The 22,998-nt window shown below is 65.3% G+C and carries 24 protein-coding genes; 15 read left to right on the forward strand and 9 right to left on the reverse strand.

Annotated elements, in window-relative coordinates:
* Positions 1-61 precede the first annotated feature (61 nt).
* The 3 genes from JNK68_12310 to JNK68_12320 are packed head-to-tail and all read left to right on the forward strand — an operon-like array spanning position 62 to position 2,057.
* A complete protein-coding gene (locus tag JNK68_12310; protein MBL8541138.1) occupies positions 62-256 on the forward strand; it encodes a hypothetical protein in 195 nt (64 codons plus the stop codon).
* 23 nt (positions 257-279) lie between these two features.
* Positions 280-1,800: an acyl--CoA ligase gene (locus JNK68_12315; protein MBL8541139.1), complete on the forward strand. Its 1,521-nt coding sequence runs from the start codon at positions 280-282 to the stop codon at positions 1,798-1,800.
* Positions 1,797-2,057, forward strand: coding sequence for a hypothetical protein (locus tag JNK68_12320; protein ID MBL8541140.1), 261 nt, complete (start codon positions 1,797-1,799; stop codon positions 2,055-2,057). Before JNK68_12315 ends, JNK68_12320 begins: the two co-directional genes overlap by 4 nt.
* 8 nt (positions 2,058-2,065) lie before the next feature.
* Here JNK68_12320 and sugE read toward each other — a convergent pair whose 3' ends face one another.
* The gene (sugE, locus tag JNK68_12325) at positions 2,066-2,389 is read right to left on the reverse strand and encodes a quaternary ammonium compound efflux SMR transporter SugE (GenBank protein MBL8541141.1); all 324 of its coding nucleotides are present in this window, start codon (positions 2,387-2,389) and stop codon (positions 2,066-2,068) included.
* A 138-nt stretch (positions 2,390-2,527) separates the two neighbouring features.
* On the opposite strand from sugE, the gene JNK68_12330 reads away from it, so the two are divergent.
* Positions 2,528-3,421, forward strand: a complete 894-nt coding sequence (locus tag JNK68_12330; protein MBL8541142.1) for a zinc metallopeptidase — start codon at positions 2,528-2,530, stop codon at positions 3,419-3,421.
* 10 nt (positions 3,422-3,431) lie between these two features.
* On the opposite strand, the gene JNK68_12335 is transcribed toward JNK68_12330, so the two are convergent.
* Positions 3,432-4,181, reverse strand: a complete 750-nt coding sequence (locus tag JNK68_12335) for a rhomboid family intramembrane serine protease (protein MBL8541143.1) — start codon at positions 4,179-4,181, stop codon at positions 3,432-3,434.
* Between the two features lie 122 nt (positions 4,182-4,303).
* Between JNK68_12335 and JNK68_12340 the strand changes: the two genes are divergently transcribed.
* The gene (locus JNK68_12340; GenBank protein MBL8541144.1) at positions 4,304-4,756 is read left to right on the forward strand and encodes a thioesterase family protein; all 453 of its coding nucleotides are present in this window, start codon (positions 4,304-4,306) and stop codon (positions 4,754-4,756) included.
* Between the two features lie 16 nt (positions 4,757-4,772).
* Here the strand turns inward: JNK68_12340 and JNK68_12345 are convergent, their stop codons facing one another.
* The 4 genes from JNK68_12345 to JNK68_12360 form a co-directional block, all read right to left on the reverse strand.
* Positions 4,773-5,159 carry a VOC family protein gene (locus tag JNK68_12345; GenBank protein ID MBL8541145.1) on the reverse strand — a complete coding sequence of 129 codons (387 nt, stop codon included), beginning with the start codon at positions 5,157-5,159 and terminating at the stop codon, positions 4,773-4,775.
* The gene (locus JNK68_12350) at positions 5,141-5,908 is read right to left on the reverse strand and encodes an N-acetylmuramoyl-L-alanine amidase (protein ID MBL8541146.1); all 768 of its coding nucleotides are present in this window, start codon (positions 5,906-5,908) and stop codon (positions 5,141-5,143) included. The genes JNK68_12345 and JNK68_12350 overlap by 19 nt, the downstream gene beginning before the upstream one ends.
* 69 nt (positions 5,909-5,977) lie before the next feature.
* Entirely contained in the window at positions 5,978-6,391 is a 414-nt protein-coding gene (locus JNK68_12355; protein ID MBL8541147.1) for a hypothetical protein, read from the reverse strand.
* 62 nt (positions 6,392-6,453) lie between these two features.
* Complete coding sequence (locus JNK68_12360) at positions 6,454-7,422, reverse strand: LysR family transcriptional regulator (protein MBL8541148.1); 969 nt, start codon at positions 7,420-7,422, stop codon at positions 6,454-6,456.
* Between the two features lie 307 nt (positions 7,423-7,729).
* Here JNK68_12360 and katG point away from each other — a divergent pair, with 307 nt between their 5' ends.
* The 7 genes from katG to JNK68_12395 all read left to right on the forward strand — a co-directional run bounded on the left by katG (position 7,730) and on the right by JNK68_12395 (position 15,829).
* Positions 7,730-9,925: a catalase/peroxidase HPI gene (katG, locus tag JNK68_12365; protein ID MBL8541149.1), complete on the forward strand. Its 2,196-nt coding sequence runs from the start codon at positions 7,730-7,732 to the stop codon at positions 9,923-9,925.
* Positions 9,926-10,138: 213 nt separating this feature from the next.
* Positions 10,139-10,789: a Crp/Fnr family transcriptional regulator gene (locus JNK68_12370; GenBank protein ID MBL8541150.1), complete on the forward strand. Its 651-nt coding sequence runs from the start codon at positions 10,139-10,141 to the stop codon at positions 10,787-10,789.
* A gap of 22 nt (positions 10,790-10,811) precedes the next feature.
* Positions 10,812-11,306 carry a Crp/Fnr family transcriptional regulator gene (locus JNK68_12375; GenBank protein MBL8541151.1) on the forward strand — a complete coding sequence of 165 codons (495 nt, stop codon included), beginning with the start codon at positions 10,812-10,814 and terminating at the stop codon, positions 11,304-11,306.
* A 264-nt stretch (positions 11,307-11,570) separates the two neighbouring features.
* On the forward strand, positions 11,571-11,951 hold the full coding sequence (locus tag JNK68_12380) for a hypothetical protein (GenBank protein MBL8541152.1): 381 nt from the start codon (positions 11,571-11,573) through the stop codon (positions 11,949-11,951).
* Positions 11,952-12,088: 137 nt separating this feature from the next.
* Complete coding sequence (locus tag JNK68_12385; GenBank protein MBL8541153.1) at positions 12,089-14,302, forward strand: GAF domain-containing protein; 2,214 nt, start codon at positions 12,089-12,091, stop codon at positions 14,300-14,302.
* The gene (locus tag JNK68_12390) at positions 14,299-14,676 is read left to right on the forward strand and encodes a response regulator (GenBank protein ID MBL8541154.1); all 378 of its coding nucleotides are present in this window, start codon (positions 14,299-14,301) and stop codon (positions 14,674-14,676) included. The genes JNK68_12385 and JNK68_12390 overlap by 4 nt, the downstream gene beginning before the upstream one ends.
* 7 nt (positions 14,677-14,683) lie before the next feature.
* A complete protein-coding gene (locus tag JNK68_12395) occupies positions 14,684-15,829 on the forward strand; it encodes a response regulator (protein ID MBL8541155.1) in 1,146 nt (381 codons plus the stop codon).
* A 32-nt stretch (positions 15,830-15,861) separates the two neighbouring features.
* On the opposite strand, the gene JNK68_12400 is transcribed toward JNK68_12395, so the two are convergent.
* The 3 genes from JNK68_12400 to JNK68_12410 form a co-directional block, all read right to left on the reverse strand.
* On the reverse strand, positions 15,862-16,839 hold the full coding sequence (locus JNK68_12400; protein ID MBL8541156.1) for a glycosyltransferase family 2 protein: 978 nt from the start codon (positions 16,837-16,839) through the stop codon (positions 15,862-15,864).
* Between the two features lie 197 nt (positions 16,840-17,036).
* The gene (locus JNK68_12405) at positions 17,037-17,558 is read right to left on the reverse strand and encodes an SRPBCC family protein (GenBank protein MBL8541157.1); all 522 of its coding nucleotides are present in this window, start codon (positions 17,556-17,558) and stop codon (positions 17,037-17,039) included.
* A 233-nt stretch (positions 17,559-17,791) separates the two neighbouring features.
* The gene (locus JNK68_12410) at positions 17,792-20,299 is read right to left on the reverse strand and encodes a glycogen/starch/alpha-glucan phosphorylase (GenBank protein ID MBL8541158.1); all 2,508 of its coding nucleotides are present in this window, start codon (positions 20,297-20,299) and stop codon (positions 17,792-17,794) included.
* A 271-nt stretch (positions 20,300-20,570) separates the two neighbouring features.
* On the opposite strand from JNK68_12410, the gene JNK68_12415 reads away from it, so the two are divergent.
* Genes JNK68_12415 through JNK68_12425 form a run of 3 tightly spaced genes read left to right on the forward strand, consistent with a single transcriptional unit; the run spans position 20,571 to position 22,913 of the window.
* On the forward strand, positions 20,571-22,124 hold the full coding sequence (locus tag JNK68_12415; protein MBL8541159.1) for an acyl-CoA carboxylase subunit beta: 1,554 nt from the start codon (positions 20,571-20,573) through the stop codon (positions 22,122-22,124).
* Positions 22,125-22,160: 36 nt separating this feature from the next.
* Positions 22,161-22,487, forward strand: a complete 327-nt coding sequence (locus JNK68_12420) for a hypothetical protein (GenBank protein MBL8541160.1) — start codon at positions 22,161-22,163, stop codon at positions 22,485-22,487.
* Positions 22,488-22,517: 30 nt separating this feature from the next.
* Entirely contained in the window at positions 22,518-22,913 is a 396-nt protein-coding gene (locus tag JNK68_12425) for an acetyl-CoA carboxylase biotin carboxyl carrier protein subunit (GenBank protein MBL8541161.1), read from the forward strand.
* Positions 22,914-22,998 lie beyond the last annotated feature (85 nt).

Below are 22,998 nucleotides of genomic sequence, written 5' to 3' on the forward strand. Positions count from 1 at the left end.
GCAGGGTTTTGGGGCAGTCTGGGCACACCATTCGCGGCTCTTCTATTGCCTGCTGCTGGCCGTGGGCATCTTCGTCTCGATGCAGCGCGAGCAGCGACGCGGCGGGCAGGCGCTTCCCCCGGGCCTCGCTCGACGGGCCGGTCGAATCCTTGCCGTCTGGACGTTCTTTGCGCTGATTCGCATCTGGGATCACTTCCCCGAAGTGTCGTTTGCCACCAGAACGCAGTTCTTCTTCGGTCTTTTGGGCCTCGCCTGAATGCACTCTAGGATGGTACCGCCATGTCCATCGACCTCACCGTTGGCAACCTGATCGAGCCCGTCACGGGCCGCCGCTGGGATCGCTCCGAGATCGGCCGTCAGGTTGCCCGTCGGATCGCCCGGCTGGGTCAGCGGGGGGTCATTCGGGGCGATCGTGTCTTTCTCCCGTTCGGCAATCGACTGGAGTTCTTCGCAGAACTGCTCGCCGTCTGGCGCATCGGCGCCTGTGCGGTGCCGATCGACGGTCGCCTCACGCCGTTCGAGATCCAGACGCTGATCAGCGCCACCCGTCCAAAACTGGCGATCCTGGACGACGATACGGATTCGAGTGTTGCCAGCACGTTTGCCGCGGCAGGGGTTGCCGCTGTCCTCACTGCGGAAACCGGGCCACAGGAAGCCGACTCCCGGCGCAGCCGCCTCGACGACGACGCGCTTATCCTGTTCACCTCTGGGTCCACCGGAAATCCCAAAGGCGTGGTCCACACTCACCGGTCGCTGCGCGCTCGCTGGCTTGCACTGCGCGACCACCTCGGAATCGCGCCATTTCAGCGCACGCTCTGCCTGCTGCCGACGCACTTTGGTCACGGTTTGATCTGCAATGCGCTCTTCCCGTGGCTTGCCGGCCAGGATCTCTATGTGACACCGCCCTTCCGTCCCGACCTTCTCATGCAACTCGGAACGCTGATCGACGATCACGACGTGACCTTCCTGTCGTCGGTACCTGCGGTCTGGCGTCTCGCCCTGAAGCTCGCACGCCCACCGCAAATGGGGAGCCTGCGGCGCGTGCACTGCGGCTCCGCACCGCTTTCGGCAGACGCCTGGGAAGGCATCCGCGCATGGACGGGCGCGCAACAGGTCTGCAATGCCTACGGCATCACGGAAACCGGCAGCTGGGTAGCGGGTCTCGCCGATGCCAGCGAGCCCGCTGCCGACGGGCTTATCGGCGAGGGCTGGGGCACCGTGCTGCGCGTACTCCGTACCGCGGAGACGGCGCGGCTGTACGACCGCGAACTGCTGTGTGCTGCTGGCGAGTCCGGCCACGTCTGGCTCAACACTGCGGCGCTCATGAAGGGCTACTTTCTCCACGACGACCTGACCGAGCGGGTCGTCGTCGACGGCTGGTTCCTGACGGGAGACATCGGCGTGCTCGACGAGCGCGGTCGCCTGAGCCTTCGCGGACGCGAACGCGACGAGATCAACCGGGGCGGCATGAAGATCTATCCGGCAGACATCGACGCAGTCATCGAGCAATTCGAGCACACCACGGACGTGTGCGCATTCGCCGTCGAGGATCCGGTGTATGGACAGTCGGTCGGCCTGGCCGTTGCGCTGGACAGCCCGGGCGACGACACGGTGCTCTCACTGTATCGCTGGATGCGGGCGCACCTCGCCGAAACCAAGATGCCGGGACACTGGTGGATCGTCGATGCCATCCCGCGAACGTCGCGCGGAAAAGTCAATCGCGAGATGGTCAGAGCCGCCTGCACCGACCGCCCCGCACTCGACCTGCCGCGCATCATCGCCGAAGAGGGTGCGGCGTGAGCGATGCTCGAGAGCAGCGTCGCGGCCATCTCCTGCGCTTCCTGCGCACCATCCAGAAACCGCACCGTTCCGTCGATCGCCTTGGCGACACTGAGGGTCTGCTGTCAGTGGGGCTCATCGACTCGCTCGCCATTCTGCAGATCGTGCTCTACCTGGAAGAGACCTACGCTCTCGACTTCGCGACTGCGGGCGTCGATCCCGAGCATTTCACGAGCATCGGCAGCATCCTCGATCTGATAGAACGCGCGGCTGCATAGCGGCACTCTCAATGTGCGCCGGCCGCGAGCTTGAGGCCGACGATGCCGACGATGATCAGGGCGAGGAAGACAAAGCGCGCGAGCGTTGCCGGTTCACCGAACAGCAGCATACCCAGAATCGCCACCCCCGCGGCGCCGATGCCGGTCCATATGGCGTAGCCGGTGCCGACGGGAATCGTCCTCACCGCCAGCGCGAGCAGGTAGAAGGAGAGCCAGGCCACGGCGATGGTGGCAACCGTCGGCCACAGGCGGGTGAAGCCTTCCGTGTACTTGAGACCGATCGCCCAGACGATCTCCAGGATACCGGCAAGAAAGAGATAGACCCAGGGCATGTCGACTCCGTCGCGAGCGAAATTGGGGATTCTGCGCACGGACCCGGGAAGGACTCAAGCCTGCCTTCCCGCGTGTGCCATCGATTCCGGGAAACGGTATATTGCAGAGGCCGACCAGCGCGCTCCAGGAGAAGACACATGAGATGGGAATCCGGCCGTCGCAGCGACAACATCGAGGACATCCGCGGCAGCGGTGGCGGATTCGGCGGCCGCGGTGTCAAGATCGGCGGTCTGGGCATGGTCGTCATGTTCATCGTCGCGCTTTTTCTCGGCGTCGATCCGTTTGCGCTCATGAGCACCGTCGAAAACGTCGGCGGCCCGCCGGCGGCACCCTCCAATCAGGCGAGCCGGCCCACGCCCGGGCCGGGATCGACGACCACGCAGCCTCAGGACGAGCAGGCGCAGTTCGTCTCCGTAGTCCTCGCCGACACCGAAGACACGTGGGGCCAGATCTTCGCCGCGGGCGGCAAGCGTTACCGCGCGCCGAAGCTCGTCATGTTCTCCGGCATGGTGCAGTCCGCATGCGGCATGACCTCCGCGGCCGCTGGGCCGTTCTACTGCCCCGCCGACCAGAAGGTCTACATCGACCTCGACTTCTTCCGCGAGCTCGATCGCCGCTTCGGCGCCCCCGGCGATTTCGCGCGTGCTTACGTGATCGCCCACGAAGTCGGGCATCACGTGCAGAACCTGCTCGGCGTGGCCGGCCAGGTACAGAACCTCCAGGCGCGGGCATCGGAACGGCAGTCCAACGCGCTGTCGGTTCGGATGGAGTTGCAGGCCGACTGTCTCGCCGGCGTCTGGGGCCATCACGCCAACAAGCAGCGTCAGCTGCTCGAACCGGGCGATGCGGAAGAGGGGCTGCGGGCGGCAGCCGCCATCGGCGACGACACCATCCAGAGCCGCTCGACCGGCTACGTCCGACCCGAATCGTGGACGCACGGCTCCTCCGACATGCGCGTGCGCTGGTTCAAGCGCGGACTCGAAAGCGGCCGCATCGAGCAGTGCGACACGTTCCAGGCAGCGCAGCTCTGAGGCGAACGCGCTAGGCGTTCTTGCCGCGTTGCCGCGCATTCATCCACGCGGCAGCGGCCAGGCCCGCGATGAAACCGCCGATGTGTGCGCCGTGCGCGACGCCGCCACCGCCCGGAGCGATGAGGAACGGCAGCACGTTGTCCCACAGCAGGTAGATCGCCAGCACGAACCGCGCGTTGAGCATGACGGTGCCGACGTAGATCGGGAACAGAAACAGGAACACGCGCACCGAATGGTGCGGGAACCACAGGAAGTAGAAGCCGAGCACGCCCGAGATCGCGCCCGAGGCACCGACCAGCGGAATCGGCGAGCCCAGGTTGAAGAGCGCGTGGAAGAGGGTCGCCGCCATGCCGGTCACGAGGTACCAGAAGAGAAAGGCGACCGGCCCCAGCCGGTGCTCGACGTTGTCGCCGTAGATCCACAGGTAGAGCATGTTCCCGGCAAGGTGCATGAATCCGCCGTGCAGAAAGATCGAGCTCACGAGCGTCGCGAGGCTCGGGTCGGCGGGCCGGAAGCCCCACTTGAAGACGGTCAGATCGTAGGCGGAAATGCTGTCGATGACCTGCTGCGGAGACACATTGCGCGGTACCGACTGCATGACGAGCCGCAGATATTCCTGGAATGCCGGGTCGGCGTGATTCGCGGGCTGCGTGCCGAGCGGCACCGTCACCAGCAGATACACGGCGACGTTGACGACGATGAGCGCAATGGTGACGAACGGCTTGCCCGGCGGGCTCGGATAATCGCTGATCGGGATCACGTGCTGATGGCTCCGGACAGTGGTGGTGACGCCGGCCGATGCTATGCGATGGCCCCCGCATCAACAAGGCGCGCAGGCGCTAAACTTTCGCGAAACACCTTGCCAGAGAGGGAGTCTGCCCGATGAAGCCGAGCCTCCAGCCGGGAATCACGCATTCGTTCACGTTTCGCGTTCCCCGTTCCAAGACGGTCGCCGCGCTCTATCCCGAGGCGTCCGAGTTCCAGGCCATGCCGGCGGTGTTCGCCACCGGCTTTCTGGTCGGATTCGTCGAATGGGTGTGCATCCAGGCGGTGAATCCGCACCTCGACTGGCCGGCCGAGATGACGCTCGGCACCCACGTGGACTTAAGCCACAGCGCACCGACGCCACCCGGCATGGAGGTCACCGCGCACGTCCGGCTCACGCAGGTGGAAGGCCGAAAGCTGGTGTTCGACGTCGACGTCCGCGACGACGCGGAGGTCATCGCCAGCGGAAGGCACGAACGTTTCGTGATCGAGGCCGGCAAGTTCACCGCGAAGGTGGCGCGCAAAGCGGAACAGGCGCTCGCCCACCAGCCTGCCGCCGATCCACCCTGAACTGACCGGGACGTGCTCAGGCCGATGCGGGCGGGGGCTCGGAAGCCGGGAAGTCGAGTTCCAAGCGTGCGCCGCTCGGGTCGTGGCAGAAGAGCTGCCACTGGCCCGAGACCGGCTGGCGTCGCAGCGTATACCCGATGTGGCGCGCCTTCAGCGTGGCAATCGTGTCTGCGAGATCCGTCGCGGTAAGGGCGACGTGATCGATGATGGATGGCCCGTCCGGGACCCCTCGCCCGGCCACGAGGTGCAGCACCGGCAGTCCATCGCAGTAGAGCCACGCACCGGGGAACGCGAAAGGCGGCCGCGCACCGGGTTCGAGCCCGAGAATGCTGCGGTAGAACTCGACGGAAGCGTCGAGATCGTCGGTCAGCACCGTGAAGTGATTCAGTCCCTGGATGGCCATCGGCTCCCCTCCTCCTGGTGTCGGTCCGGTCGCGCGGCGCCCTGCGCTTCGAGGCACTGCGCGAGCCCCTGGGCGACCGCGCGGCCGATGCCTTGTTGTACGTCGCTGCGCGCAAGCAGCGCTTCCTCGTCGCGGTTCACGATGACCCCCGCCTCCAGCAGCAAGGCCGGCTGCGTCGCGGTACGCAGCACGACGAGCTCGTCGAAGTAATACACACCATTGACAGCGTCGGCAAGCGGACGATGTTCGCCGGCGATCGGCTCCGCATGATGCAGGGAAGGCACGAAGCCCGCGCCACGCAGTGCGGTGCCGATGGCCACGGCGCACGCCAGACTGCGCGCCGGATCGGGGTTGCGTCGCGAGACGAAGAGCGAGAACCCGCTCGCGTGTTCGCTGTAGCGCCGATCCTCGCCGCGGAAGGTCCAGGTTTCGAGGTAATGCGGCTGCACCGAATCGTGATGCACCGACAGCAGCAAGTCCGCGCCGCGCGCCTCTACAGTGCGCGCCTCGAGACCCGACGCCGCCCCGTCGAGATTGATCATGTGCACGTCGAAATGCCGCTCATCGAGACTGCGCCCGATCTGCACGGCGAGGTCGCGATTGAAGTGGAACTCGCCGCGACCGCGCGCGCTCACCGCGCCGGGATTCGCACTGGAGTGCCCGATGTCGAGTGCGATGGTGGGTGCAGCCAGCACCGTGGCAGCCGGCAGCCACAGCGCCACGAACAAGGCCCGAGCGAGGGCAGCCATGAGCAGTGGCAGGCGATGCAGCGGCAATGCGATGGCTGCGCCGCAATGCCGGCACCGAAGCCGGGACGGCTAGCGCGACAGCGGCATCGGCCGCCGCTCCTGCAGCGCGAGCCAGCCGCGGATGATGCGATAGAGCACCCAGAGCCCCGCACCCGCCACGATGACTAGGGCAAACGGGATGCCGATGATCGTGATGCCGAGCAGAAACGCGACCGCCACCCACAGGAGCGCGAACCAGAAGGTCCGGATCTGCCAGCTGAAATGCGAGGCGAGATAGGTGCCGGTGACGTCGCTGCGCTTCGCGTAGTTGAGAATGACGGCGATGATCGACGGCCAGCCCGTCAGAAACGCGCCAACGATGGTTGCCGCCCCGATGATCCCGGTCACTACACTGAAGGCATGGAGAGCGTAGATCACGTTGGTCAGCGTCACCATGCCCGACGGGGCGAGCGGCTCAGCGGGGAGTGCTTCGATGTCTGCCATGTCTTCCTCGCGCAGGAGTCGGCTTCGAACCGGGCCAGTATACGGGGCGCTGCGCGATCGACCTATGGTTGCGCTCGCACCTCGCTGCGCTGGCTCTCCGGGGGATGGCTGCGTGGCCGCAGCGGCCCGACGGTCGCCGGCAACTGGTCGACGATGACCTGCGCCAGGGCCTGCAGTGCCTGCACGCGCGGAAAGGCGCGTCGGTAGACGAGCCGCACGGTGCGGTGAGCATGCGGAATGCGCAGCGGCCGCGCCAGCATGCCCCGTTCCGCGAGCCAGGGTTTGCGGATCGCCAGTGCCGGCACCAGCGTCGTCCCGAATCCGGCGCTCACCAGATGCAACAGTGTTTCGAGGCTCGCGGCGCGCAGATCGCTCGATTCGGGAGAGCGCGGCAGCGCGTCGCTTCCGCACAGGCTGCGCGCCTGATCGGCCAGGCAGTGCCCGTCGGCCAGCAGGAGCAGATCGTCGCGCACCAGATCGTGCGCGGAGATCTCCGCCAGCCCGGCGAGCGGGTGGTCCGGCGGATAGGCCACCCAGAACGGCTCGTCGAACAACGGGATCGAATCGAGATCGCCATCGTCCACCGGCGTCGCCAGCAGGGCGGCGTCGAGCGCGTGCTCGCGCAGCCGCGCCAGCAACGCCGTCGTCATCTCCTCCGACAGCACGAGACGCAGCCCCCGATGGCGCTCGCCGAGCGGGCGCAGCACGAGCGGCATGAGGTACGGACTCAAGGTGGGAATCACGCCCAGCCGCAGCGGTCCGGCCATGGGATCGCGGTGCGCTTGCGCAACTTCCAGGATCGCCTCCGCCTGCTCGACGGCAAGACGCGCGTGGCGCAGGATCGCTTGCCCCGCGGGCGTGGTCACGACCGACTTGTTGGTCCGCTCGAAAAGGATCACACCGAGATAGTCTTCGAGCTTCTTGAGCTGCCCGCTCAGGGTCGGCTGACTGACGAAGCACGCTTCGGCGGCACGCCCGAAGTGACGGTGCTCCGCGACGGCGATCAGATACTTCAGGTCTCTCAGGTTCAATTGGGATCTCGGAGTACATCGGCGCAACCGATCGGAATGATTGTAGCAATCGATTTCCCTAATCGCACCCTCGCGCCTAATCTCCCATCATCTACGCCTTCTCGAACCCGTCCGGGTACAACCCAATCAACCAGAGAGGAGACCAATGTCCGAATCAGGGACCCTAACGATCATTCCCGCCGGCGCGCTTGTCGTCGGCCTTGCCGATGCCCTTACCGCCGGTGCGCGCGGGCCGCTGTTGCAGGAAGGCTAGTTCCCACGCGAAACACGTCGCGGAGCATCACACAACACCATCTCGGAGAGAAACATGGGAAGCATTGACGATAAAACCGAACAGAGCGCAGGCGGGTGCCCGCACATCGCCGGCGTCGGCAGGACGAACCGCGACTGGTGGCCGAACCGGCTACGGCTTGATTTGCTGCACCAGCATTCTTCGAAGTCCGATCCGATGGGCAAGGACTTCGACTACGCGAAGGCTTTCAGCAGCCTCGACTACAAGGCGCTGAAGAAGGACTTGGTCGCGCTGATGACCGACTCGCAGGAGTGGTGGCCGGCGGATTTCGGCCACTACGGACCGCAGTTCATCCGCATGACCTGGCACGCCGCCGGCACCTACCGCATCACCGACGGCCGCGGCGGCGGTGGTCGCGGCCAGCAGCGCTTCGCGCCACTGAACAGCTGGCCAGACAACGTCAACATCGACAAGTCGCGCCGCCTGCTGTGGCCGATCAAGCAGAAGTACGGCAACAAGATTTCCTGGGCCGACCTGTTGATCCTCGCCGGCAACGTCGCGCTGGAGTCGATGGGCTTCAGGACCTTTGGCTTCGGGGGCGGCCGTGCGGACGTCTGGGAGTCCGACGAGGACGTCAACTGGGGTGCCGAAATCGCGTGGCTGGGCGTCGACAAGCGCTTCCACGGTGATCGCGATCTCGATCAGCCGTTCGGCGCCACCCACATGGGCCTGATCTACGTGAATCCGGAAGGCCCGAATGCGAGCGGCGATTACATGGCCGCCGCCAAGGACATCCGCGCCACCTTCGGCCGCATGGCGATGAACGACGAGGAAACCGTTGCGCTGATCGCCGGCGGGCACACCTTCGGCAAGGCCCATGGCGCCGCCGCCGAGTCGCACAAGGGCCCGGATCCGGAAGGCGCGCCGCTGGAAGCGCAGGGTCTGGGCTGGACGAGCGACTACGGCACGGGCTGCGGTGCCGACACGATCTCGAGCGGCATCGAGGTGACCTGGACCAAGACGCCGGCGCTGTGGAGCAACAACTTCTTCGAGAACCTGTTCAAGTTCGAATGGGAGGCGACCAAGTCGCCGGCCGGCGCCAAGATGTGGGTGGCCAAGGACGCGCCGGAGATCATTCCGGATGCACACATCCCCGGCAAATTCCATAAGCCGACGATGCTGACCACCGATCTGACGATGCGCTTCGATCCGGAATTCGGGAAGATCTCGCGCAGGTTCCTCGAAGACCCGCAGGAGTTCGCCGATGCCTTCGCGCGCGCCTGGTTCAAGCTGACGCACCGCGACATGGGTCCGCGCGCCCGCTACCTGGGACCGGAGGTGCCAGCCGAAGAACTCATCTGGCAAGACCCCATCCCGGCTGTCGACCACAAGCTGATCGATGAGCAGGACATCGCCGCGCTCAAGAGCAAGGTGCTGGCTTCGGGGCTGTCGGTGTCACAGCTCGTCTCGACCGCCTGGGCGTCGGCGTCCACCTTCCGCGGCTCCGACAAGCGCGGTGGCGCGAACGGCGCGCGCATCCGCCTCGCGCCACAGAAGGACTGGGAGGTCAACCAGCCGGCGGAGCTGGCGACGGTGCTGCAGAAGCTCGAAGCGATCCAGAAGGAGTTCAACGCTTCGCAGTCCGGCGAGAAGAAAGTCTCCCTCGCCGACCTGATCGTGCTTGCGGGCTGCGCGGGCGTCGAGCAGGCCGCGAAGAACGCCGGCGTGGAGGTAAAGGTGCCCTTCGTGCCCGGTCGCATGGACGCCAGGGAGGACCAGACGGACGTCGAGTCCTTCGCGGTGCTCGAGCCGGTCGCCGACGGCTTCCGCAACTATGTCAAGGGCAGGATCGGCATCGGCGCGGAGCACCTGCTGATCGACCGGGCGCAGCTCCTCACGTTGACGGCGCCGGAGATGACGGTCCTCATCGGCGGCATGCGCGTGCTGGGCACCAACGTCGGCGGCTCCCAGTACGGGGTCTTCACCGCGAAGCAGGAAACGCTCTCCAATGACTTCTTCGTAAACCTGCTCGACATGGGCACGGAGTGGAAACCGGTCGGCGGGGCCGAGGGCGCGTACGAGGGGCGCGACCGCAAGACCGGCAAGGTCAAGTGGACCGGCACGCGGGTCGATCTCGTCTTCGGCTCGAACTCGGAGCTCCGGGCCGTCGCGGAGGTCTATGCGTCGACGGACTCGAAGGAGAAGTTCGTGACGGACTTCGTCGCCGCGTGGAACAAGGTGATGAACGCGGACCGTTTCGACTTGGCGTAATCGCCGCGAGCGCTCCCGCTCGCGCAAGGCGCCGGTTCCCGTTTGGGGACCGGCGCCTTTTTTGATGATCCGATCGACGGCGGTCGGAGGGCACCGATATCGCCGGCTTGCGGCCGATGCCCCCGCGCGGTGCATTGCGGGCCCACGCGCAGTAGACCACCAGGAGGGTAGAGGCTACGATGGAGTATCGCGGCCCGACGGTACTCCACGAACATGGCTGCCCCACCCCTGACACTGCCCCTTTTCGAAGGTCTCTCCGCGACGGAGCTTCGCGAACTGCTGGAATACGCAGCGCACCGCAGCGTACCCCGGAATACGATCATCGTCGCCGAAGGCGATGAAACGGACGCGGTGTTCTTCGTTCTCGCCGGACGGGTCAAGATCTTCCTGAGCGACGCCGATGGCAAGGAAATCATCATCAATATCCAGGGCCCCGGCGAGTACTTCGGCGAGATGTCCCTCGAACCCGGCGGACGTTCGGCGTCGGTGATGACGCTGGAACCTTCCCGCATCGCCGCGCTGAAGATGACGGACTTTCGTGCGTTCCTGCTCCGGCATGCCGAGTTCCAGCAGGAACTCGTGCGCAAGCTGATTCGCCGCGTTCGCGCCCTCACCCGGCACGTTCACGATCTGGCGCTGCTCGACGTCTATGGCCGTGTCGCGCGCGCGCTCGAAGGCCTCGCGCTCGAGGACAATGGCCGCCAGATCGTGCCGCAGGTCCTCTCGCAGCAGGCCATTGCGAATCTCGTCGGCGCCTCGCGGGAGATGGTCTCGCGCATCCTCAAGGAGCTGCGCGCCGGCGGCTACATCGGCCTGGAGGCGCGGCGCATCGTCATCCTGCGCAAGCTTCCCGCGGCCTGGTAGACGACTCCGCGACAGAAGCCCCATGCCTGACGCGCACACCGAACTCCTGCAGCAAATGGCGATATTCGGCGGCATCCGCACCGATATCCTCCTCTTTCTGCTGGAGAGGGCGAATGTGGTTCGCGTTGACGCGGACGCGTACTTCTTCCGCGAGGGGGACTTCGCGCAGTCCATGTTCGTGCTGGAGACCGGGCGCGCTGCAGTACTCAAGCTCTGGCGTGGCGAGCAGCACCCGCTGCGCACCATCGAAGCCGGCGACTGCTTCGGCGAGATGGCGCTGATGGACATGAAATCGCGTAGTGCCTCTGTCCTTGCGATCGAGGCATGCGCGGCCATCGAGCTTTCCGCGGGTTGTCTTTTCGAACTCTACGAACGGGACCTGGAGCAGTTCGCGCTGATTCAGATGAACATGGGACGCGAGGTAAGCCGCCGGCTGCGCGAAACCGACGACCGCCTCTTCGCGTCGACGATGGGCTCGCCCTGCGTGGACGCGAGCCATCTGCTGCGCGCGATCTGACCTCGACCGCGTTGCGCCCCAGCGGCTGACCGTCCCCGCCCAAAACCGCACCACCCGGGCGAGGGGCGCGGCAAACGGTCAACAACCGCCTTCGCCGCCCCTCCGCCGCGGCGTGAAAATCTCACAGATTCCCTGCGTACCGCTTCGCAGCGCCGCAGAGCGCCGCTGCGTAGAGTGACCTCCATCACACCGCGCATCTCGAAGCCCCGCGATATAGGTGTGGGATATCCGGGGCAGGCAGGTCCACTTTGATGGAGGTCCAACATGTCTGCGAATCAAACCACTCGGGCATTCCCAATCGTTCTCGCCGTCACCGGCGCGCTTCTCGGCACGGCACCCGTGCAGGCGGCCGATCCGGTCGAGCACGCGCCGCCCGTCATGAACCAGGCAAGCGTGTACGAGTCGACGCTCAAGTTCTATCTGCACCCTGCCCGTCTCGAACTCGGCAGCGAACCCCGGCGCGAGCGGACGGATCACCCTGCCGTCATCGTCGCGCGCCGGGCGTCCACCGGTTCGGCGAACGTGGAACAGATCGGGATCGATCCGACCGCCCAGATGACCCGTCATCCCGCGACACTCGCGAAGGCGAGCCAGCTGCCTGTCATTCAAACGACGCAGGTCAGCCCCCAGACCGCCGGCAAGTGACGCACGCCGACACCCTGGGCGCCTCGCCCGGGGTGTCTTCGTTCCCACGCCGGCGCATTCCGGGACTATATTGTTGGGAGAGTCGGCAGTCCGCGTATCGCGGTGCTTTTCGGGGCACCTCGCCAAGGAGGACGGACATGGGACCACGCGAGTTCGAGCAAGAGCTGGAAAAGCGGGTCAAGGAGCGCACTGCCGATCTCGCGCGCAACCACGAATCTCTGACCCGTCAGCTCGCCGAACTCGAGGGCATCGACGCCGAGCTCAAGGACGCCCGCGCGCGTTTACAGCACGTCCTCGCCGTCACCCCGGCGATCATCTATACCAACCAGGCATCGGGGGACTTTGCGTGCACATTCGTGAGCGACAGCCTGCTCCCGATCATGGGCTACGCGCCGCAGGAAATGCTGGACGACCCCGATTTCTGGACCACCCACCTCCACCCGCAGGATGCGCGGCACGTGCTCGCCGACGTGTTCCGCCTCATCGGCCAAAGCGGCGGCACGGTGGAATACCGCTTCCGCCACCGTGACGGCCACTATCGCTGGTTTCAGGACACCTTCAAGGTCATCCCCGACGCTGCAGGACATCCTTATGAGATCGTCGGCTCCTGGGCGGATATCACCCAGCGCAAACTGGCAGAGGCCATTCAAGTGCTCTACCAAGCGAGCCTGCAGATCCAGGAGCCGTTGGGACTCAAGAAGTGGTTCGACGACTTCCTGCGCAAGGGCCGCGAGGTGCTGCACGTGGATCGCCTCAGCATTCTGCTTGCCGATCAGGACGGCCAGTGGCTGCGCGCGGTGGCGAGCACCGAGACCGATCAACCGCTGGATGCAATTCGCGTCCCGATCGCCACGGAAGGTGGAGGACTGGCGCGAGCCTACCTCACCCGTGAGGCGATCATCTGGGATGGCCAGGCGCCGCCTCCGGAGGAGTACCAACTCAGGCCACCCTATGACCAGATCGATGCATTCCGGTGTCGGATGTTTGCCATCATGCCCTTGGTCGTTCAGGGCCAGGCGATCGGCGTCCTGGGGGCGGGCTGGAAGTACCCGCGACGCGCTTTCGAACCCGCCACGCTGGAGCCGCTGCACCTGCTTGCAACGCAGGCCGCTCTCGCTCTCGAACATGCCCGGCTGTATGCAGCGGCGCAGCCGGTGCTGCGGCGCTCGCTGGAACTCACGGAAGTCTATCCGGCCTTCGCGGAGGCGGTGAAGGCGCTCCTCGGCTATGACCGCATAGGCGTGGTGGTGCCGGAAGGCGAGCGACTCGTCATGGCCCTATCGGTGGCTGAGCCACCGCTCGCCTCGTGGCAAGGCGAATCGTGGCCCAACACCGAGGGCACGGCCGTCGACTGGGTGATGACCCACAAGGACCCGCGGCTCGTTCGGGATCTGGCGAAAGAACAGACATTCTCCGACGACATCTTCATGGTGCAGGAGGGCATTCGGGCGACCCTCATGCTGCCGTTGATGGCAAGCGAAAAGGCAGTCGGCGTCTTTTTTTTGGACAGTTTGACACCCGGCGCCTACACCGAGCGGGACTTGGAGCTGGTGGACCCCGTCGCCCAGCAGCTCGCGCTCGCCATCCAGAACGCACAGCTTTTCCGCGAGATCGAGGAGAAAGGACGGCAGATCGAGATCGCGAGCCATCACAAGTCACAGTTCCTCGCCAACATGAGCCACGAGCTTCGTACGCCCCTGAACGCGATTCTCGGGTATACCGCCCTCATCCTCGACAACATCTACGGCGATGTCCCGGAGAAGATCCGCGATGTCCTGCAGCGCCTGGAGAAAAGCGGGCATCACCTGCTCGGGCTCATCAACGACGTGCTCGACATATCCAAGATCGAGGCGGGCCTGCTGACACTCAGCATCGCCGACTACTGCATCGACGAAGTCGTGCAGATCGCGGTCGCCGAAGTGGAGTCCCTTGCGGCGGAGAAGCAGCTCACCCTCGAAGTAGCCGTACCGGGTGGCCTGCCGCGCGGGCGCGGCGATGCCAGGCGGATCACCCAGGTGTTGCTCAATCTCATCGGCAACGCGATCAAGTTCACGGAGACGGGCAAGGTCCGCGTCGAAGTCGGCGCCCTGGACGGCGCGTTCCGGATCTCGGTCGCGGACACCGGACCGGGAATCGCTCAGGGCGACCAGGAGAAAATCTTCGAGGAGTTCCACCAGGCGGACAGTTCCAGCACGCGCGAGAAGGGCGGCACCGGTCTGGGGCTGTCCATCGCCCGCCGCATCATCGAGCTGCACCGTGGACGCATCTGGGTGGAATCGAAGCTCGACGAGGGCTCGACGTTCTGGGTCACGCTGCCGCTACTCGCCGAACCGCAGGAGGCCAGCACATGAGCAAGCGGATCTTGGTGATCGAGGATCAGGAGGACAACCGCCGCATCCTTCGCGATCTGCTGTCGAGCGTCGGCTATGAACTCATCGAGGCCGTCACCGGACCGGAGGGTGTCGCAATGGCGGAAAGCCATCGTCCCGACCTGATCCTGATGGATATCCAACTGCCCGGTCTGGACGGCTACGAAGCCACTCGTCGCATCAAGGCCAACCCGGAACTGCGCGCGATCCCGATCATCGCGGTCACCTCGTTCGCGTTGAGCGGCGACGACGTCAAGGCCTTCGACGCGGGCTGCGACGGGTACGTCACAAAACCGTACAATCCGCGCCATCTGCTCGCCAAGGTGCGGCAGCACCTTCCTCTCGCGGGCATGTAAGGCAATCGTGCGCAGCCCTGCGCGCATCCTCGTCGCGGATGACAATCCCGATAATCGGGATATCTTCCGGGCCCGGCTTGCTGCCCACGGCTACGAGATCCTCACGGCACGCGATGGCGCAGAAGCGCTGGTGATCGCGCACGCGGCGCAGCCCGATCTGCTGTTGCTGGATGTCATGATGCCGAACCTGGATGGCATCGAAGTGTGCCGTCGCCTCAAGGGAGATGCTGCCCTCTCCTTCATGCCGATCATCATGGTCACGGCGAGAACCGGCTCGCAAGATGTCATCACGGGTCTCGATGCGGGTGCCGACGAGTACCTCACCAAGCCCGTGGACCAAGCGGCGCTGGTCGCGCGGGTTAGATCAATGCTGCGCATCAAGCTGCTCCAGGATCGGGTGCGGGCGCAGGCAGGCCAGCTGGAAGCTCAGGCCACGCAACTCGCGCAATGGAATCATGATCTCGAAGCCCGGGTAGCCGAGCAGGTGCAACAGCTGACACGACTGTCGCGCCTCAGACGGTTCGTCGCACCCCAGCTTGCAGACCTCATCGTTTCCGGCGATGCCGCGGATCCGCTCGTCAGTCATCGCCGTGAGGTAACCGTCGTTTTCCTGGATCTGCGCGGCTTCACCACGTTCGCCGAGACCGCGGAGCCCGAGGAGGTGATGGGCGTGCTGCGTGACTACCACGCCGCGATGGGACGCCTCGTGCAGGCGCACGAGGGGACGCTGGAACGCTTCACTGGCGACGGGCTGATGATCTTCTTCAACGATCCGGTAGAGGTCGCGAACCCCGCAGAACGTGCGGTCCGGATGGCGCTCGACATGCGCGACGCCGTAACCGCACTGCGCAGCCACTGGCGCCGCCGCGGCATCGAACTGGGGTTGGGCATCGGCATCGCCGAGGGCTACGCTACGATCGGCGCCATCGGCTTTGGGGAACGGATGGATTACGGCGCCATCGGCACCGTCACCAATCTTGCTGCGCGCCTCTGCGCCGAGGCGCAGAGCGGTCAGATCCTGGTTTCGTCGAGGGTGCTCGGCGACATCGGGGAACTGGTCGATGCCGAACCCGTGGGCGACCTCGCACTCAAGGGTTTTGCGAGAGCGCTGCCGGCATTTGCGATCACAGGTCTATCTCGCAACCGGCCATGACAGCGACAGGCCGCCACATTCAGCGCGCCCCCTCACTGCCGCGGGCCCGCCACTGGCGCGGCGCCGACTTTGGTAGCGACCGGCTCGGGGTCCAAGGGTTTGCGGACGGGCACGTGGGGGGACGCAAGCAAGCGCGCGAATGCCCTCAGATCACGCCGAAGCGGACGATGATCGCGAAACGCGCGCCCCAGGGCGAAGCTCATCGCACGGAGGCGCTCGCTCCACGAAATCGGCGCATCCAGGGCAACCGTGCAGTAGTCCCAATGCCGTCGCCATATGATGAGCGCCATCGGCCGCGTACGCTGCGGGTCGTAGATGCGCGTGATCTCGGCCAGCGTGCGCTGGGGGGTGAAGTGGTCGCGGCCGGTTCTCCGATGCAGGAGCACGTCGGGGAGCAGGTGCCAGCGACCGTACAACGCCAGTTCGGCCATCAGCACCGGGTCGCCGTGAGGATAGAGGCGATCTAACTTGGTCTTGCGCAGGACGTCCAGACGGATCAGCGCGTTCTGGGCATTGTTCAGCACGAGGTGGCTGCACACGAACTCGAATCGCTCGCTCGGCGTCGCCCCGGTGACGGAGAAATCGCCGCCGTAAACATCCAGCAGCGTGCCGTCTTCTTCGACGAATCGCGTGTGACCGAACGCCAGCACGGCGCCGCTATCGGCTTCAAGCGCTGCAACACACTTGGCAAGACAGTCAGGGGAAACCTCATCGCTTGCCGACGACCACTTGAAGTACGTGCCACGGGCCTCGTGCACCACGACGTTGTAATTGCGGGGTGCCCCGATGTTCTCGGGCTGACGCACGTAACGGATGCGCGGATCGAGCTGCGCGTAGCGCTCACACAGCAAGCGCGTGTCATCGGTCGACGCGTTGTCCGAGATGATGAGCTCGAAGTCGCCAAAGGTCTGGGCGCGCAGCGACTCGATCGCGCGCTCGATGTAGCGGGCGCCGTTGTACACCGGCATACCGATGCTCACGAGCGGCTGGGGGCATGGGGATTTCGTCATCGCGGCCTATCCGACAAGGCAGGGCGCATCGCCTGCCGGGCGAACCCGGGGCTCAAGCAACACCCACACCGGCGATCCGGTGACCGAAGGCGCGTCGACGCCGAAAAGATGCAGATCCGCTTCACAGGAATCCCTGTTGAATCACAATAAGCGGCGATTGTAGCGCTGTCCTGACCCGAATCCCCTCCTTTGCTGGATCACCGGTAGATTGACGGGGAGATGGGAGCCGCGTGGAGGGCCTTCCCGGCCTCGGCGCTCACCAGTCTCACCCCGAGGTGGCGCGCCAGGCCGCCGGCCCCCTCCTTCATCACGGCGTGATGATTCCATCGAAAAACCGGCCCGAGGAGCGGTGACAGCCGGTTCATCCAGGCGCGTTCGGTCGTCACCATCCAGGTATAGCGGGCGCTCGTAATCGGCCCCGCGCTTTCGAGATCCCAGCGACCGAAACCGTTCAGTTCGCCCACGGCAGCGCCCGCTATGCTGCGCAGGCGCTCGACGCGGGTCGTGCGCATCTGGAAGGCCAGGCGATACGGCAAGCGACTCGTCCAAACGAACCGCCGAACGGCGCCGCATCCTTCGCCGTCGCCCCGCTCGAGCAACTCGACGCTCTCCACGTAGCGCCACCATCGAGGCCACGTCTCGGCCAGGGTCAATGCCTCCCATATCGCGGCAACCGGTGCCTCGAAGCACCATCGGGACACGAGAGCGTAGATCGCCATCAGGCAGGTCCGGCGGCTCGACGGAGATGAGGGCCACGGCACCGGATGGGGCGGACCCGGCTCAGGCCATCACCAGGGACGGCCTGGAAGGCGGCCGGGCTGCCGCGGTCATCCGCCGCAATAGGTTGCTCGACGGACACCACGCGATACCCCTGCGAGCCAGACCGGCCGGACGCGGGCCAGTTCGTGAGACGGATCCCGTTGCGATCGCCGGCCACCTTCTGCGAGCCGCCTCAGTTCTCGGCGAGCGGCGCCACCGGCTCCAGCCGCCAGATCTCCCGGTTGTATTCGCGCATCGTCCGATCCGTCGAGAAACGCCCGCTGGCGGCCGTATTGAGAATGCTCATGCGGGTCCAGCGCGAGCGATCGCGAAAGGCGACCGCCGCCCGCTGCTGGGCCTCGAGATAGCTGCGGAAATCGGCTGCCGTCAGCCACGGGTCGTGCGGATCGCGGATGGAGCGGATGACCGCCTCGAACAGTCCGGGTTCGAACTGGCTGAAGTGACCGCTTTCGAGCATGTGCATCACGCGCTGCAGATCCGCGTCGGCCTCGATGATCTCGTTCGGGCGATAGTCCTTGCGGCGCTCCGCCACCTCCTCTGCCGTCAGTCCGAAGAGGAAGAAGTTTTCCGCACCGACCGCCTCGCGGATTTCGATGTTGGCGCCATCGAAGGTGCCTACGGTAACGGCGCCGTTCATCATGAACTTCATGTTGCCGGTTCCGGAAGCTTCCTTGCCCGCGGTGGAAATCTGCTCCGACAGATCCGCCGCCGCCGCGATCACCTCCATGGAGGAAACGCGGTAGTTCGGCAGAAACGCCACCTTCAGCTGATTGCCGATTTCGCGATCGGCGTTGATCACGTTGGCCACGTTGTTGATGAGCTTGATGACGCGCTTGGCGAGCCAGTAGCCGGGCGCCGCCTTGCCGCCGAAGAGCACGCAGCGCGGCGTCCACTCGCCGGTGTCGCCGCGCTTGATGCGATCGTACATGTGGATGACGTGCAGCACGTTGAGCAGCTGGCGCTTGTATTCGTGGATGCGCTTGACCTGCACGTCGAACATCGAGCGCGGATCGAAATCGATACAGCACTCCTCGGCCACCATCTCGGCCAGCCGTCGCTTGTTCTCTTCCTTCACCTTCTGCCAGCGCGCGCGGAACGATTCCTTCTCGGCGTGCGGGGCGAGCCGCGCGAGCTGATCGAGGTCGGTGATCCAGCCGCTGCCGATGGTCTGGCTGATGAGATCTGCCAGCGACGGATTGGCCCAGGCGATCCAGCGCCGCGGCGTCACACCATTGGTCTTGTTGTTGAACTTCTCGGGCCACATCTCGTAGAAGTCGCGGAACAGGTCTTCGCGCAGGAGCCGCGAATGCAGTTCGGCCACGCCGTTCACCGAGAAACTGCCGACGATCGCCAGGTGCGCCATGCGTATGAGCTTCTCCGGTCCCTCCTCGATGAGCGACATGCGGCGCACGCGCTCCCAGTCGCCGGGCCACCGGCGCGAGATCTGCGTGATCGCCATCGCGTTGATCTCGTAGATGATCTCCAGCAGGCGCGGCAGCAGGCGCTCGAACATGCGCACCGGCCAGCGCTCGAGCGCCTCCGGCAGCAGCGTGTGGTTGGTGTAGGCGATGGTGCGCGTGGTGATGTCCCATGCCTCCTTCCACTCGAACCCGTCGTCATCAACGAGAAGGCGCATGAGTTCCGCGACGGCGATGCTGGGATGCGTATCGTTGAGCTGGAAGCAGCTCTTCTCCGCGAATCCCGTGAAGTTGTCGCCGTGCGTGCTCTTCCAGCGACGGATCACGTCCTGCAGCGTCGCCGAGACCAGAAAATACTGCTGGCGCAGGCGCAGTTCCTTGCCCATCTCGGTCACGTCGTTCGGGTAGAGAAGCATGCTGATGTTCTCGGCGGCGTTCTTCTCCAGCACCGAGCCGGAGTAGTCGCCGGCGTTGAACTGCCCGAGGTCGAAGACGTCGCGCGCCTGGGCGCGCCACAGTCGCAGCGTGTTGACCGTGCCGTTGTGGAAGCCGGGAACCGGGGTATCGTAGGGAACCGCGAGCACATCGTTGGTCTCCACCCAGCGGTGGACCACCCGGCCCTGGCCGTCCGTCCACTCTTTGGTATGGCCGCCGAACTTGATGGTTGCGGTGAATTCGGGCCGCTCCATTTCCCACGGATTGCCCTGGATGAGCCACCGCTCCGGCTCCTCCACCTGCTCGCCGTTCTTGATCGTCTGACGGAAGATGCCGTACTCGTAGCGGATGCCATAGCCCATCACCGGCAACTGCAGCGTCGCGCAGCTGTCGAGAAAGCACGCGGCGAGACGCCCGAGCCCGCCGTTGCCGAGGCCTGCGTCCGGCTCCAGTTCGACCATGTCCTCGAGCCGCAGGTCCAGTTCCTTCAGCGCATCGCGTACGGCCTGCTGGATGCCGAGATTGAGCAGCGCATTGCCCAGGGTGCGCCCCATGAGGAACTCCATGGAGAGGTAGTACGCGCGCCGACAGTCGCTTTCCCGGTAGGCGTAATGGGTGTTCTTCCACATCACCATCAGGCGGTCGCGCAGCGCCATGGCGAGCGCCTGATAGAGGTGAAAGGCGTACTTCGAGTGAATGTCGCACCCCAACGTGTGGTTGAAGTGCCGGCGGAAATCGGCCGCGATGCTGCGGGCGTCAAGCCCGAGGTCCGGCAGGTCGCGCAGTAACGGTGCGGGAATCTCCTCACGTTCGGTGATGGCAGCCATCCTATCCTCCCATTTTTTATCGTGGCTAACGTCAACCGTACCACAGACCGCGACCGCGCGACCACACCGCTGTAGCAGGCATCGCCCGAATCCGGGACAGCCTGTGCCGGAAGGGTGCCGGATTGCATCACGGCTTTCCAAAGTTGAGCTATCATCTGCCCGGCGCAGTGAACCGAGGCACGCAGGCGAGACACATCGTCACCGTGATCCGACGGTACCCGCAGCCCGGGCCCGGGGACAGGCTCGGCAAACGCAGTCACGGGGAGGCAAGATGACGCTACGACCAGAGTCGCTGGAGCAGTTGCGCAAGCGGCGTTCCGCCGTGCAATCGGGCGGCGGCGAAGACAAGATCAACGAACGGCGCGCCAAGGGCATTCTCTCCGCGCGCGATCGCCTGGAAGGGCTGTTCCAGTCCGGCACCTTCCAGGAAATCGGGATGCACGTGCGCCACAGCGCGCGCCATTTCGGCCTGGAGAAGAAGGACCTTCCCGCCGACGGCGTGATCACCGGCACCGGCTACGTGAACGGCAAGCTGGTTGCGGCCATCAGCCAGGACTTCACCGTCGCCGCCGGCACGCTCGGCAAGATGCACGCGCACAAGATCGTCGAACTGCAGAAGCTCGCGATCAAGACCGGCATCCCCTTCGTTGCCTTCAAGGACTCTGGCGGTGCGCGCATCCAGGAGGCCGTCGACGCCCTCTCCGGCTACGGCAACGTCTTCTACCAGAACGTGCTGATGTCGGGCGTGGTGCCGCAGATCGCGGTCGTGTGCGGCCCGTGCGCGGGCGGTGCTTCGTATTCACCGGCGCTCATGGACTTCATCATCATGACCCGCCAGAACGCCCAGATGTTCATCACTGGGCCGGAAGTGATCAAGGCGGTGACCGGCCGCGCTACGACGATGGCCGAGGTCGGCAGCGCCGAGATGCACGCGACGGTCAGTGGCAACGTCCACTTCATCGCCGAGGACGACCGGCATGCCATCCAGATCGTCCACAAGCTGCTCTCCTACCTGCCCTCCAACAACACCGAGGATCCGCCTCACCACCTGAGCCCGGATCTCACGCTCGCGCACGATGAGTCGATGAACAGCCTGATTCCGGACGATCCTTCGGAGCCGATGGATGTGCGCAAGATCATCGGCCACCTCGTCGACGGCGGCGATTTCCTCGAAGTGCACGCCGGCTGGGCGCGCAACATCATCGTCGGCTTCGCGCGCATCGAGGGCATGGTGATCGGGGTGGTGGCGAATCAGCCGACCGAAATGGCGGGAGCGCTCGACATCCACGCCTCCGACAAGGGCGCGCGCTTCGTGCGCACGTGCAACGTCTACAACATCCCGATCCTCACGCTGGTCGACGTCCCGGGCTTTCTGCCCGGGGTCGAGCAGGAGCGCAGCGGCATCATCCGCCATGGCGCGAAGATGCTGTTCGCGTACGCCTCGTGCACCACGCCGAAGATCACGCTGATTCTGCGCAAGGCTTACGGCGGATCGTATCTCGCCATGTGCAGCCAGGAGATGGGCGCCGATTTCGTTTACGCCTGGCCCAACGCGGAGATCGCCGTGATGGGCGCGGAGGGCGCGGTGAACATCCTCTACCGCAAGGAGCTTACGGACGCGACGGACCGCAAGGCGAAGCACGCCGAACTCGTAGCGGGCTACCGCGCCGAGTTCGCGTCACCGTATCTTTCCGCATCGCACGGCTACATCACCGACGTCATCGAGCCGGCCGAGTCGCGGTCCGTGATCGCGCTCTCGCTGCGCAAGGTGCTCAATAAACGGGAACTGCGACCCGCCAAGAAGCACGGCAACATTCCGCTCTGAGCGCGGTCGCCCAATCCAGCTAGGGGAGAGCGGACCATGTCCGATGTAATCATCAAGGCGCTCTGGATATACGGCCTGGCGGTCGTGGTGTCGCTTGCCGTGGCGGTCGTCATCAAGCTCATCGTGGTGATCCTGGGCGCGCTCGAACGCAAACCCGAGGCAGCGCCCAAGGTGGTGGCCGCTCCAGCACCTGCCTTCGACCTCGTCGCCGATCACGTCGCTGCCATTTCGGCCGCGGTGTACGCCATGCTCGGCGCGCATCGCATCGTCCACATCGAAGAGCAGCGTCAGGCCGGTTGGGTCGTGGAGGGAAGGCTGGCGCATCACGCCTCGCATGCAGTCCAACACCATCCGAAGCCATAGCAACAAACAGGAAACGAGGGGAGAAAGGCCATGGAGAAGAAATTCCGGATCACGGTCGACGGCAAGCAGTACGACGTGACGGTCGAGGATCTGACCGACAGCGGGAACACGATCTATCCTTCCCCGGGCAGCATGTCCATCCCGTCCCCCGCAGCCGCGGCGGCGGCACCCGCTGCCGCGGCGGCGCCGTCACCCCCCAAGCCTGCGGCGGGCAGCGCCGATGTGGTCAGCACGCTGGGTGGTGTCGTCGAGTCGGTTGCCGTGTCGATGGGTCAGACCGTGGCACAGGGCGACAAGGTGGTCATCATCGAGGCGATGAAGATGAAGACGCCGATGGTGGCGCATCGAGGCGGCAAGATTACGGCCATCCACGTGAAGGCGGGGGATGCCGTCGAGGCCGGTCAGGCGCTCCTCAGTATCGGCTGAGCGGGAGGGTCCATGGAAGGCATCCACCTCCTCGACCTGTTCCAGGGTCTCGCGACCCTTGCAGCCGCCGAACCGAAAATCTTCT

This window comes from Betaproteobacteria bacterium (assembly GCA_016791345.1).
In the GTDB taxonomy this organism is placed as follows: Bacteria; Pseudomonadota; Gammaproteobacteria; order Burkholderiales; family JAEUMW01; genus JAEUMW01.

Coding starts and splice junctions, on each gene's coding strand:
- JNK68_12345 (MBL8541145.1), bottom strand. CDS start 5,159: ATGGCCATCCAGGGACTGAATCACTTCACGGTGCTGACCGACGATCTC.
- JNK68_12425 (MBL8541161.1), top strand. CDS start 22,518: ATGGAGAAGAAATTCCGGATCACGGTCGACGGCAAGCAGTACGACGTG.
- JNK68_12330 (MBL8541142.1), top strand. CDS start 2,528: ATGAGATGGGAATCCGGCCGTCGCAGCGACAACATCGAGGACATCCGC.
- JNK68_12375 (MBL8541151.1), top strand. CDS start 10,812: ATGCCTGACGCGCACACCGAACTCCTGCAGCAAATGGCGATATTCGGC.
- katG (MBL8541149.1), top strand. CDS start 7,730: ATGGGAAGCATTGACGATAAAACCGAACAGAGCGCAGGCGGGTGCCCG.
- JNK68_12420 (MBL8541160.1), top strand. CDS start 22,161: ATGTCCGATGTAATCATCAAGGCGCTCTGGATATACGGCCTGGCGGTC.
- JNK68_12410 (MBL8541158.1), bottom strand. CDS start 20,299: ATGGCTGCCATCACCGAACGTGAGGAGATTCCCGCACCGTTACTGCGC.
- JNK68_12405 (MBL8541157.1), bottom strand. CDS start 17,558: ATGGCGATCTACGCTCTCGTGTCCCGATGGTGCTTCGAGGCACCGGTT.
- JNK68_12385 (MBL8541153.1), top strand. CDS start 12,089: ATGGGACCACGCGAGTTCGAGCAAGAGCTGGAAAAGCGGGTCAAGGAG.
- JNK68_12355 (MBL8541147.1), bottom strand. CDS start 6,391: ATGGCAGACATCGAAGCACTCCCCGCTGAGCCGCTCGCCCCGTCGGGC.
- JNK68_12415 (MBL8541159.1), top strand. CDS start 20,571: ATGACGCTACGACCAGAGTCGCTGGAGCAGTTGCGCAAGCGGCGTTCC.
- JNK68_12315 (MBL8541139.1), top strand. CDS start 280: ATGTCCATCGACCTCACCGTTGGCAACCTGATCGAGCCCGTCACGGGC.
- JNK68_12350 (MBL8541146.1), bottom strand. CDS start 5,908: ATGGCTGCCCTCGCTCGGGCCTTGTTCGTGGCGCTGTGGCTGCCGGCT.
- JNK68_12400 (MBL8541156.1), bottom strand. CDS start 16,839: ATGACGAAATCCCCATGCCCCCAGCCGCTCGTGAGCATCGGTATGCCG.
- JNK68_12370 (MBL8541150.1), top strand. CDS start 10,139: ATGGCTGCCCCACCCCTGACACTGCCCCTTTTCGAAGGTCTCTCCGCG.
- JNK68_12340 (MBL8541144.1), top strand. CDS start 4,304: ATGAAGCCGAGCCTCCAGCCGGGAATCACGCATTCGTTCACGTTTCGC.
- JNK68_12380 (MBL8541152.1), top strand. CDS start 11,571: ATGTCTGCGAATCAAACCACTCGGGCATTCCCAATCGTTCTCGCCGTC.
- sugE (MBL8541141.1), bottom strand. CDS start 2,389: ATGCCCTGGGTCTATCTCTTTCTTGCCGGTATCCTGGAGATCGTCTGG.
- JNK68_12390 (MBL8541154.1), top strand. CDS start 14,299: ATGAGCAAGCGGATCTTGGTGATCGAGGATCAGGAGGACAACCGCCGC.